This window comes from Paenibacillus nuruki, assembly GCF_001721045.1.
GTDB lineage: Bacteria > Bacillota > Bacilli > Paenibacillales > Paenibacillaceae > Saccharibacillus > Saccharibacillus nuruki.
Genome location: NZ_MDER01000024.1, coordinates 17,699 through 30,834, shown reverse-complemented (window position 1 = coordinate 30,834; position 13,136 = coordinate 17,699). Strand labels below are relative to the sequence as shown.

The following is a 13,136-nucleotide window of genomic DNA, read 5'->3' as shown; positions in this document are numbered from 1 at the left end:
AAAGTAAAAGCGACTTCATAAGGATTATCAGAACCTTAGAAGTCGCTTCAGTATTTATATATAATGATCTATTCAATGATTTACTATTAATCTGCAATTTTTTACTTGGCTGGTGCAGGTTTCACTTTAGCTTTTTTAGGTTTCTTTTTACCATAATTGCGGAACTTCTCTTCCAATTCTTCTAATGTAAAGCCTTTGGTTTCTGGTAAATATTTTTGTACAAATGTAATCGCCAGTAATCCTAAAGCTGCGAACAAATAGAATGTTGCAGATAGTCCAATACCTGCCATTAATATAGGGAATGTTAATCCAACTAAGAAGTTAACAATCCACAAGCAGAATACGGTCACACCCATTCCGAACCCACGTAATTGTAACGGGAAAATCTCAGATAACATTAGCCAGGTTACCGGAGAAATCGCTCCTTGTTGGAAAGCAAGGAAGGTAACGGTTAAGGATAAGATTACATAAGGCAATGCAGGCGAACCTTCCAATACTGCTGAGAAAATCGCAATCAGTAATAATACGCATGTTGTACCGATTAGACCCGTTCTAAGCATAGGACGACGACCTACTTTACCTAACAACCACATTCCCAAAAACGTTGCGGCTACCGAGATTACACCGTTCGCAATATTACTAATCAAAGCTGCTTTAGTTTCAAAACCTGAATCTTTGAGAATCTCAGTACCATAATAAATAATCGAATTAACACCCGTAATCTGCTGAACAACTGCGATACCTAATCCAATAAACATCAGACGGCGTATCCAAGGTACAGCAAGATCTTTAAAGCCTGCTTTTTCTGTACTTTCTTCTGCATCAAAAGAAGCTTTGATTTCTTCTACTTCTATTTTCGCTTGTTCTTCTGTACGAATTTTGCGAAGTGCTTTTAATGCACGTTCATTTTTACCTTTTGCCACTAACCAACGTGGACTTTCAGGCACACGTAACATTCCAAAAAATAAGAAGATTGCTGGAATAGACGCGATCGCTAACATATAGCGCCATACATGGGTATTATCGCCCATCGTTATCCCTAGAATGGCATTAAAGATAAAGGCAAGCAATTGACCGCTCACAATCATCAGTTCATTACGGGTAACAATACCGCCCCGTTTGTTCGCGGGAGACATTTCTGCTAGATACGAAGGTACGGTTACTGAAGCACCACCTACAGCAAGTCCCAATAAGAAGCGACAAATGACCATAACGGTAACGTTAGGAGCAAGAGTTGAACCGACGGTAGCGACGAAAAACAAAACTGCTAGATAGATAATATTTTGCTTACGTCCCAAGTAATCAGAAAGCCGTCCGCCTGCGATCGCTCCGAATGCTGCACCAAACAGTAGAATACTAGCGACTAATCCTTCTGTAAACGAGTTCAGCCCGAGTGCCGCTGACATAAATGGTAAAGCCCCGTTGATTACCCCTGTATCATAACCAAATAGCAATCCACCCAATGTAGATATCAAAATAATTTTACGTAAAAATGCCTTTTGACTGGCTCCCTTTTCCATCATCATCTCTCCCTATTCATTCCTAAAACGTTATTGCCACTTATTCTGTCTATGTACTTACATATATTGAGTTCATCGATTGACACATTTTCCACTTAAGAAAGATGTAATTTCGATTGAATCAAACAATGACTGACGTACTTTAGTTTCAGAAAAAAAGCATCTATTTTCAGCCTGTAATCAATATACCCAAATGCATACATATTGAATAACAGTATCGAATGAAAAGAATGACATAGGGTAGAGTTGGATTAATACGATATTACTTTTTCGATTTAAAATATTATGTAATCTCAATATATTCGCTAACACTTGATTCTAATAATTCGATCAATTCTTCATCCATAAACAAATAAAATATAAAAAAGGAACTTCCAACGATCTGGAAGTTCCTTTTTTGATAATAAATTAGCCTTCGATCAACAATGTTTCTGGATCTTCAAGCAATTCTTTGACTTTAACAAGGAAGCTTACTGCTTCGCTACCGTCAATAATACGGTGATCATATGACAATGCGATATACATCATCGGACGATTTTCCATACGTTCTGCATCAATTGCTACCGGACGAAGCTGGATTTTGTGCATACCCAGAATCGCTACTTGCGGTGCATTCAAGATTGGCGTTGAAAGCAAGGAACCAAATACACCACCATTGGTGATTGTAAATGTACCACCTTGAAGCTCAGACAATCCTAATGTGTTTGAACGTGCTTTAGAAGCTAACGTTGCGATTTCTTTTTCGATTTGAGCAAAACCTAGACGGTCTGCATCACGAACAACAGGAACCACAAGACCTTCTTTAGCAGATACCGCAATACCAATATCATAGAATTTCTTCACAATAACATCATCGCCATCAATCTCAGCATTGACCATAGGGAACTTTTTAAGTGCCCCTACAACTGCTTTGGTGAAGAAAGACATAAATCCTAGACCTACATCATATTTCTCTTTAAACGCATCTTTACGGCGTTTACGAACATCCAAGATCGCTGTCATGTCTACTTCATTAAATGTTGTTAACATTGCAGCATTATGCTGAGCTTCAACTAGACGATTCGCAATCGTGCGACGACGACGTGACATCGGTTGACGATCTGCCGGTTTAGCTGGATTGTTCTCAACAGGTTTTTTAGCAGGTGCAGCTTCAGATTTCGCTGGTGCTGGTTTGTCACCATGTTTGCGTACATCGTCTGGATTGACTCTGCCGATCGGATCGTTGCTTTGTACCGATCCTAGATCAATACCACGCTCACGAGCTAACTTGCGAGCAGCCGGTGTACCGATAGCATCCCCATTATCTGGTTTGCTTGTTACAGCATTTGTCGATTTATCGGTTGCTTTTTCAGCAGCAGGCTCAGCACCTTTTGCTGGATAGTTAATTGTAACGACATCATCTGATTTACTTTCAGACTTGGATTCTGGAGCTGGTTTGCTACTTCCACTTCCAGCACCGATCACACCTACAGATTCACCGACTTGTACCGTTTCACCTTCTTGCTTGGTGATAGACTCTACAACTCCATCTTCTTCGGCACTGATCTCCAAGTTGACTTTATCTGTCTCAAGTTCAAGCAGTACATCTCCTTGACTGACAGTGTCTCCTTCTTTCACAACCCATTTTGATACCGTTCCTTCGGTTATAGACTCGCCCATTTCGGGTACTTTAATTTCACTCACAGCCGACTACCTCCCAGGGATATGTTGTTCTGTAAAGAATTTTGTTTGAGTGCTAATCCTAGTATACGCTGTTGTTCGATGGCGTGAATATGTTGATAACCACTAGCCGGGCTAGAACGTTCTGGACGACCGATATAACTTACAGCTACACCTTCTTGTGCCAAATCGCGCAAGCGTGCATCGGTATATCTCCAGTATCCCATGTTTTGCGGTTCTTCTTGTAACCAGATAATTTCTTGCAAGTTCGTAAACTCTGCTAGAACAGCATTGATTTCTTCTTTAGGGAATGGATACAGTTGTTCTACACGAATCACATGTAACCAAGAGTAGTCTTCTTCTTTGTTTTTATCCAAAGCCTCTTCGAGATCGATCGCTACTTTACCCGTACAAAGGATCACACGTTGTACAGCATTCTTTTTGTCGCCCAGACCTTTTTGTTGCAAAATCGGTTGGAACGTTCCTTCACTAAATTCCGCAGGTGATGAAGCAACACGCGGATTACGAATTAGACTTTTCGGTGCCATCACGACTAATGGACGTACATTTTCTTCCTGAGTACTACGTGCCTGACGGCGAAGTAGATGGAAGTATTGTGACGCAGAAGTCAGGTTAGCTACAGTAAAGTTATCTTCGGCTGCCAATTGCAAGAAGCGTTCTGGACGAGCACTAGAATGCTCAGGTCCCATACCTTCATGACCATGTGGCAACAACATCACAAGACTGGATTTTTGTGTCCATTTACTACGTCCAGCTGAGATAAACTGGTCAATAATAACTTGCGCTGCATTAGTGAAATCGCCGTATTGTGCTTCCCAGATTACTAATGTTTCCGGTGCATACACATTGTATCCATATTCAAATCCAAGTACTGAAGCTTCAGACAATGGACTGTTATGAATAGCGAATGATGCTTTCGCTTCTGGCAAACGATGTAACGGACAGAAAGGTTCACCTGTCTGTGCATCATGCAATACCAGATTACGATGAGCAAATGTCGCACGTTCTACATCTTGTCCAGTAATCCGAATAGGCTTACCATCTGCTAAGATTGAAGCAAATGCCAGTGTTTCTGCATGTCCCCAATCAACTTTGCCTTCTGGACTAAGTGCAGTTGCACGACGTTCCAGAATACGCTGTAGTTTAGGATACACATTGAAGTTTTCTGGCCATTTCAGCAATCCCTCGTTGATCGTGTTGAGTAGATTAGCAGGAACTCCAGTAGAAGCTTCGGGTGTTTTGCTATCTGCTTCCAGACGATTTAGAGGTGCATTGGAATCTTCAGTATGATCTGTTTTCACTTCTTCGTAGATCGATTTTAGATGATCTTGGATTTCAGCTTTGAACTGCTCATAACGTTTTTCATCCACAACACCTTGCTTCGCCAATTTGTTACCATATAGTGAAGCTACACGAAGATGATTTTTCACTTTGCCATACATAATGGGTTGAGTCGTTTCAGGATCATCTGTTTCATTATGACCATAACGACGATACCCAATCAGATCAATCAAGAAATCTTTTTTAAATAAATTACGATATTCAGTCGCCATAGCTACAGCACGTAGACAAGCTTCTGGATCATCTGCGTTCACATGGATAATTGGAATCTCATATCCTTTAGCAAGGTCACTTGCATAATGAGTCGAACGTGAATCTCCACTGTCTGTTGTGAAGCCTAGACGGTTATTAACAATAATATGAATTGTACCGCCATTTTGATAACCTGTTAGCTGATTAAAGTTAAGCGTCTCTGCGACAATGCCTTCACCTGCGAATGCGGCATCACCATGCATGATGATAGCTGCTGCTTTGTCAGGGTCTTGGCGAGGATAACCTTTGTCTGTACGATCATCCTGTGCAGCACGAGTAAATCCTTCAACCACCGGGTTAACATATTCCAAGTGACTTGGATTGTTTGCCAGTGTCAGACGAGTTTCAAAGCTTTGTCCTTCTGGGGTAACAGAACGATGTGCACCTAAATGGTACTTCACATCACCTGTCCAGCCAAAAGTAACACCCATCGAGCCTTCAGAAGGCATTGTGTCTTTATTTGGTGAATGATGGAACTCGGAGAAAATCTTACTGTATGGCTTTCCAAGAACATGAGCCAATACATTTAGACGACCACGATGCGCCATTCCCATTAAGACATGTCTTGCGCCACTACGTGCAGCAATACGTACGATTGAATCTAGCATCGGTACAAGGACATCATTACCTTCGATTGAGAAGCGCTTTTGTCCAATAAATGTACGATGTAAGAATTCTTCAAATTGTTCGACTTCCACTAGACGCTTGAACAATTCAATGCGTTCTTCGTCATCCAATGAAAGTGTAGACGATCCTGTTTCAACTTGACGGTTGAGCCAGTTACGCTCCTTTTCATCATGTACATGTGCAAATTCATAAGCCAGTGGACCTGTATACTTCTTACGCAACATCTGGATAGCTTCCCATCCGTCTTTTGCTTCAGGAGGTGCATTTTCCCAGATCAATGATGCTGGTAATTGTGCAAGGTCACGTTGTCCCAGTCCGTATTGCTCTGGATCAAGTAAACGAACATCAGTCGCTGTACTTAGTCCAAGCGGATCAATGTCCGCTGCCAGATGCCCGTATGTACGGATATTCCATACTAAACGTTCGGCTGCAACCGCTTTCTTAAGCAAATTAGTGTCTACTTTAGCTGGTGTTTCTGTACTACTACTTACCACTGTTTGACCAGATGATACGGTAACAGGAGCAACAGGCTCTCCATAACGTTCAAAAAGTTCACGGTATCCTTCATCTACAGAATTCGGATCTTGTTTGTACAGTTCATATTGTTCTTGTACATACCCCAAATTGGGTCCGTAATACGATTCCCACAGCCATGGTTGGTTTGATTCGTCGATTGTCATCGAGGATTCCCTCCGTCTTGAATTTTTTGTGAATATATTTGTGACGGAATTGCAACATATTTAATTATACCTCTATATGATTGATCACAAAATAGCCTAGAATTAGACTATGAACGAGTAAAACGTCTTTTTTTCAAGAAAACGTTTTCTCACGCTGCACATAAAGAGTTATTCAGGTTTTTTAGCCCTTTTACGGCTATTTTTAATCCAAATACAGGAAAACAGAGATTTTGAGAATAGACATATCGCATTTTGTATATATCATTCTGCACATTCTAGTTGAATACTGAGCAGTGCATGCCCCCTCATTCGTACTAAATTACTCTTTACTCTTCCCATTCTACAATACATAGGTATGAATTTCCAATTTAAATGCTTACTATTTTTACCCAAATCTTCCTGAGATTGATTTCGTAGCAAAAAGGACATGCAAAAAAGTGTCACCACTACTTCACACATCCTCCTTTTTTTGTTCACTTTTGAGATCATTTGCGATTACGATGTTGTGATACGCATCATATCGATATGAGGAATATCGTCTTCTAGATACATTTCTGAGATCGTTTCAAATCCATAACTGCTATAAAATTTCTCTAAGTAATGCTGAGCTTGGATTTTAATTTTGTCTTCTTTCAATTCATGCTGAATAAATTCGATACTTTTACGGAATAGCTCTTGCGCTAATCCTTTTCCACGATATTCACGCTTTACAATCACTCGACCGATCGAAGCTTCTGGATAGGCTACACCGGAAGGAAGAAGTCTTGAATACGCAACAATCTGACCCTCTTCTTCTTTGTAAAGATGATAGCTGGCGATATCTTTACCATCTACTTCTTGATAAGGGCAGTTCTGTTCAACCACAAAAATAGCTGTTCGTTCTTGCAAAATGCGATACATTTCTAAAGATGTTAATTCATCAAACGTTTTGATATGCCAACTCATCGTATCTCTCCTCTTACATTCACTTCTTCATGTTTACGTTGGATGAATGAAATTTGATAGGGTTATTTGTAATTCACTTTAACATTTCAGATCATTATTCGTAAAATATTTTGTGCATCTTTATGCATCTACAATCTATTTTCAAAAATGATATGGATAATATAGAGAAAAGCTCTGTCTGTCCGAGTATACGACTTCAGATCAAGTCAGTATCACGAACAGACAGAGCTATTTATAATTTGTTTATGATTTCATGTTTACATATGCTTCGATCTATTCAGACAAGATCGTTAGAACATATTAACCCATAATGACTTTAACTTCGTGTTCTTTACCATCACGGAAATCTGGCAAGATATTGCCTTCGATTACTTTACCATCGACTTTAATTTCTTTAATACCACGAGCTACTCCTGCTGCATTATCTACATGCAGATTATACGTAGCTCCACGGAAAGCACGACGATACGTGAACTCTTTCCAGTCTTTCGGAATACTTGGATCTACCAATAGACCTTCGTTCTCAGCACGTACGCCTAGAATCCAGTTGGTTGCCATACGTTGTAACCACTGCGAAGAGCCGGTATACCATGTCCAGCCTCCACGACCATAGTTAGGTGAGATTGGACCATCCGAGTTACCTGGTGTTACATACGGCTCGCCTACATAACCATTAGGATCATCAGAACGGTTAGGTGGACAGATTTTGCTATACGCTTCATACGCTTTCTCTGGTTGACCAATCAGTGTATACGCCCATACTGCCCAAGTAGCTGCATGCGTATAGACACCTCCATTTTCACGTAAGCCTGGAGCATAGCGAGTAATATAACCGATATCACGACGAACTTTAGTATAAGCAGGGTACAATAGCAAAGCACCATGATCACGTAGTAAATGTTTACTTACGCTATCCATTGCTTGTTGGCCACGCTCTTGATCAGCTACGCCAGAGATAACAGCCCACATCTGTGGATTCAAGAAGATTTGACCTTCTTCATTTTCTTTCGATCCTACTTTTAAACCATCATCGTTGGTCGCTTGTAGATACCACTCGCCATCCCAACCATATTTGTTCAATGCTGCTTTTAAGCTACCTTGTACTTCAACCATTTTATCTGCAAAGACTTGATCGCCACGTTTGGCTGCTACTGGTGCAAAGTTACCTAGGATAAGGTATAAGAACTCACCTACCCAGAAGCTTTCACCTCTCCACTCATAACCAATCGCACTTAGACCATCATTCCAGTCATGTTCACCCATTAACGGAACACCACGCGGGCTAAAGCGTAAGAATGTTTTCTCAATCGCTAATTTACAATGCTCATATACTGTTGCTTCTCCACCATCAAGGAACGGAGTAACTTCATCTAAGATATCGTAGTCCTGTGTTTCTTTCAGATACGCATCCATGATGAACGGAAGCCATAACAAATCATCTGAACAACGTGTACGAGGACCGCCGCCACGAATCGTGAACCACCAGTGAAGTACATCACCTTCTTGGAATTGTTGAGAAGCATGCATAAGAATTTGTTTACGCATCAGTTCTGGCTTGCTTGTTAAGAAAATCTGAGAATCTTGCAATTGGTCACGGTAACCATATCCTGCACTTGTTTGATAATAGGCTGTTTTACCCCATAGACGACAAGAGATAGATTGATACTTCAACCATACATTAGTCATAATATTCATCGCTGGATCAGGAGTGTGAATTTCTTCAACATCAATGAGTTCACTCCAGAATGCATGTACATCTTGAAGTGTACGTTCTGCTGCTTCTACGGTTGTATATTTTTGGATCAATGCATCTGCATCTTCTTTTTCTTGCTCTGCTGCACCAATTGTAAATACAACGGTATGTGAAGCGCCTGCTTCTAAGTTAATCGCTACACGTAAAGAAGCTGTAGCATCACCAAAGCGTCCACTATTACCTGCTAATTCTTTATCAATCATTGCTTGTGGACGAGATTCTTCTCCATACATACCTACAAATGATTCTTTGTCTGCATCAAAAGAAGAAGGGGTTTCACTTGCCGCATGGAACGCTGTATAAGGCCAGCTTACATTGTTACTGCGTCCTTTTTCATCCGGGAAGCTCCATAAGTATTTTTCAAGCTGAATCGCGTTCAGGTCTTGTTTATATTCAGAGTTCATAAAAATTTTGTGGAATTCACGATGCTCATCTGGCGCAAAACCTGGAGCCCATTCAAAATAAGTCGTTGCATCCAGTTCACGCGCTGTTGTGCTGTTATTAGTTACTTTGAGTTGCATAATTTCAAGTGGTGCATCAGGAGCTACAAATACGGTTAACTCACTGCGAATGCCGTCCACTTGTTGTGTAAATACGCTATAACCAATACCATGACGTACTTCGTAAAATTCATATTCTGCCATAACGGGTTTCCAGCCTGCTGACCAGAACTTACCCGAGTTACGATCACGTAGATAAATAAATTTACCCCATGAATCTTTAATAACATCTTGGAAAAGACGAGTGATTCGGTTCTGCCCTGCATTACCACGCCATGAGCAACCGCCACCTGCTTGCGATACCATAAAGGAGTAATCGCCATTACTAATAATATTGCTCCACGGACGTGGTGTACGTGGATTGGTAATTACATATTCACGACCATTTTCTGTAAAATAACCATATTCATTTTGGAAAAGTCCTGTTTGTTGTGTTTGATTTTGTATTGTTGACATTCAATATCCCTCCAAAAAGTAAACTTGTATTCTTCTATCCAAAATACGTTCTCGTAGAACGAATTGTCTCTTGTGCTGCTACAGCATTGTAATCATGATTCAGGTATGAAATTACTTCATACCTGAAATGGTGTATCCTTCGATAATATGACGCTGCATAAAGATAAACAGAATAACAATCGGTACAACCATGAATGAAGCACCTGCCATCTGAATAGCAAAGTCACCACCATATTGACCTTTCAATAATGATAATCCAACTGATAACGTGTATAGATTTTCATCATTGGCAATAATCAACGGCCACAAGAAACTGTTCCATCCGCCGATAAAGGTTAAGATCCCTTGTACTGCAAAGATTGGCTTCGCAATCGGAATTACCAATTGGAAGAATGTACGTAATTCACTTGCTCCATCCAATCGTGCTGCTTCGATCAAGTCAGCCGGAATGGTTGTCATAAATTGACGGAATAAGAAAATACCAAACGCATTAACCATACCTGGCAAAACAATACCTGCCATTGTATTCGTTAGGTTCATCTGATTCAGCAATAGATAGACTGGAATCATTGTAACTTGAGAAGGAATCATCATTGTTCCTAATACAAGATAGTAGAGAACATTACGACCCGGGAATTCGAACTTAGCAAATGCATACCCTGCTGCCGCATTTAAAAATAAACCGATAAAGGAGAAAAATACGATAACTAATGTGTTCCACAAATAGGTCGCAAATCTCATCTCTGTAAATAGACGTACATAGTTCTCAAGCGTAGCTTGTTGTGGCCAGAACTTCGGTGTTAAGGCTACAACTTCACTTTCTGGTTTGAAGGATGCAAGAATCATCCATACAAAAGGGATACACATCGCTATACTCCCAAGAAGTAGCAGCGTAATCACTATCGTTTTGTAGACCGGTTTGACTTGAATATCCATTTTGGAACCTCCCTTCATACTTTGTTCTGTTTATTAAGCTGACTACAGAACTTAGTATTCTACATCGCTGTCTTTTTTACGTACTTTGAACTGGATCATTGTTACAAGAATAATAATTGCAAATAGAACAATAGAACCTGCTGCTGCATAACCAAAGTTATTGCGTTGGAACCCTGTGTTGTAGATAAATAATGCCATAGACATCGTGCTGTTAATTGGACCACCTTTGGTCATAACAAGCGGCTCTTCAAAAAATTGAATCCAGCCGATTAGTGTTGTAATCGATACGAAAAAAGTAGCAAAGCTGAGCAAAGGAACCGTAATCTTAGTCAACTGTTCCCAACGGCTTGCTCCATCAATCTGAGCAGCTTCATAGTACGTACGCGGAATCCCTTGTAACGCTGCTAAGAAAATGATCATATTCAGACCGATCGCTTTCCACACTGCCATAATAATCAGTGAGAACTTAGCAATAACAGGATCTTGTAACCAACTGACAGGATCGATCCCGATAAAGCCTAACATCTGATTAATGAGACCATATTGAGAGTTATACAAATATCCCCAGATTACAGCTACAGCTACGATATTTGTAATTGAAGGCATGTAGTAAATCACTCGGAAAGATTTGAAAAGCCAACTGGTACCCTGATTAATCAAAATCGCAATGGCCATCGAAATAAGAACAACTGAAGGAACACCAACGACTACAAAAATAAGAGTATTGAACATCGACTTCTGGAATGTTGCATCCGAGAACAATCGAACAAAGTTATCAAATCCATTAAATTTGATATTCGAGAAGTCAGCCAATCCCGATAAGTTCATGTTGGTAAAACTGATGAAAATAGCGATAAAGATAGGAATAAATGAAAACAAAAACAAAATAATTAGCGTGGGTGCAATAAACAAATACGGATATTTATATTTGTTTAATTTTTGCAAAGCGTTTTGCATATTGGATTCCCTCCTTCACAGAAGTTTTGACGTTCTGGTGTACTATCGATCTCATCCAGATTCACCGTAGATCATTTCATCTAAACTGGAATCGGATGAGAACAATAGCTAATGTAAATATTTTAAAAATAGTTTTGGCAAGTGCTTATTCTGCGAGTAGACTATCTGCGCCTGTGTTTACTTCTTCCATCTGTTCTTTGATATCTGCTCCACCAATCGTAATTTGTTGTAGAGCGGCTTTGATCAGATCACCGATCGATTCCCATGATTTCACAAATGGAGATGGGCGTGCTGTATCGAGTTGGTCACGGAATGTTTGAACAATAGGTTTATTGTTAAAGACTTCGTTATCCCAAGCTTTCATGTTGGCAGGTAGATCCTGATCATGTTTATACTTAGCAACTTGTGTTTCAGGATCACTCATGAAAGCAATAAATTTAGCAGCATCATCTTTGTTGGCTGCACTACTGAATACACTCCAGTTAGATCCACCTAAAATAGAAGCGCTTTTGCCACCTTCTTCTTTTGGAGGAATTACAGCTGTTGCCCATTGATCTGATTTCAGATCAGGTAGATCTGTTTTGATCTGATTCGCAGACCACGGACCACTCACGAACATTGGAATTAAGCCTTGACCAAATGAAGGTAATAATTTGATATCGCTCTCGTTAGGTGTTAATCCTTCTTTAAAGAAGCTAGTCAAATACTCAATCGTTTCGATATAAGCAGGTTGATTGAACTGTGCTTTGTTATCACTACTGATGACTTCACTGCCATTTTCCCAAGCATAAGGCAAGGTGAACGCTGCATCCTGAGTATCTAACAAAATACCGTATCTTCCTTTGCTTTTATCTGTTAATTTGGTAGCGGCATCTTTCAGTTCAGCCCAACTCTTAGGAGCTTCGTTATAACCTACTTGTTTCAACAAATCTGTACGATAGAACAGTACGCGAGTCTCCAAGTACCATGGAATACCGACTAATTGATCATTAACCGTCATGGTTTCTTGAGCACCTTTGAAAAAGTTCTCTGGTTTGAGATTAGGAAATTCTTCTGTGTATGGAGTCAGATCAAGCAATGCTCCGGCTTCAGCAAATTCTGGAATCCATGTGGTACCCATTTGGATAACATCCGGTCCTTTTTTGGAAGCGACCGCAGTTAGCAATTTATCATGAGCGTTATCCCATGGAATAAACTGAGTTTCTACTTTAATGTCTGGATATTTTTTTTCAAAAGCAGGGATCAGTGTCGAAATAGCATTATCTTCTCCACCCATTCCCCATACTTTCAATACACGTTTACCATCTGAAGTTGTGGTCACGCCTGCTTCTTCTTTATTTCCACAAGCAGCTAATACTAAAGAACTGATCAGTAACAATACCAACATTGATTTCCACATTTTAAACATTCATTTCACCCCGTTTATTTAGTAAAGGCATATGAATCTTTGGCAAAGGATACTACACGAACTTGTAAAACATGTATCGGG

Annotated in this window: 8 protein-coding genes; all 8 read right to left on the bottom strand. The window is 40.1% G+C overall.

The genetic code is table 11. The annotated features are described in order from the left end of the window. Positions 1-101 precede the first annotated feature (101 nt). Positions 102-1,520, bottom strand: a complete 1,419-nt coding sequence (locus PTI45_RS02050; RefSeq protein ID WP_069325872.1) for a sugar porter family MFS transporter — start codon at positions 1,518-1,520, stop codon at positions 102-104. 408 nt (positions 1,521-1,928) lie between these two features. Then, positions 1,929-3,203 carry a 2-oxoglutarate dehydrogenase complex dihydrolipoyllysine-residue succinyltransferase gene (gene odhB / locus PTI45_RS02045; RefSeq protein WP_069325871.1) on the bottom strand — a complete coding sequence of 425 codons (1,275 nt, stop codon included), beginning with the start codon at positions 3,201-3,203 and terminating at the stop codon, positions 1,929-1,931. After that, positions 3,200-6,100: a 2-oxoglutarate dehydrogenase E1 component gene (locus tag PTI45_RS02040; RefSeq protein WP_069325870.1), complete on the bottom strand. Its 2,901-nt coding sequence runs from the start codon at positions 6,098-6,100 to the stop codon at positions 3,200-3,202. Before PTI45_RS02040 ends, odhB begins: the two co-directional genes overlap by 4 nt. A 495-nt stretch (positions 6,101-6,595) precedes the next feature. Further along, entirely contained in the window at positions 6,596-7,045 is a 450-nt protein-coding gene (locus PTI45_RS02035; protein ID WP_069325869.1) for a GNAT family N-acetyltransferase, read from the bottom strand. Positions 7,046-7,345: 300 nt separating this feature from the next. Continuing rightward, on the bottom strand, positions 7,346-9,754 hold the full coding sequence (locus PTI45_RS02030) for a glycoside hydrolase family 94 protein (RefSeq protein ID WP_069325868.1): 2,409 nt from the start codon (positions 9,752-9,754) through the stop codon (positions 7,346-7,348). Between the two features lie 111 nt (positions 9,755-9,865). After that, a complete protein-coding gene (locus tag PTI45_RS02025; protein ID WP_069325867.1) occupies positions 9,866-10,690 on the bottom strand; it encodes a carbohydrate ABC transporter permease in 825 nt (274 codons plus the stop codon). 51 nt (positions 10,691-10,741) lie between these two features. Next, positions 10,742-11,647, bottom strand: a complete 906-nt coding sequence (locus PTI45_RS02020) for a carbohydrate ABC transporter permease (protein ID WP_069325866.1) — start codon at positions 11,645-11,647, stop codon at positions 10,742-10,744. Between the two features lie 145 nt (positions 11,648-11,792). Further along, complete coding sequence (locus PTI45_RS02015; RefSeq protein ID WP_069325865.1) at positions 11,793-13,055, bottom strand: sugar ABC transporter substrate-binding protein; 1,263 nt, start codon at positions 13,053-13,055, stop codon at positions 11,793-11,795. Positions 13,056-13,136: the final 81 nt, after the last annotated feature.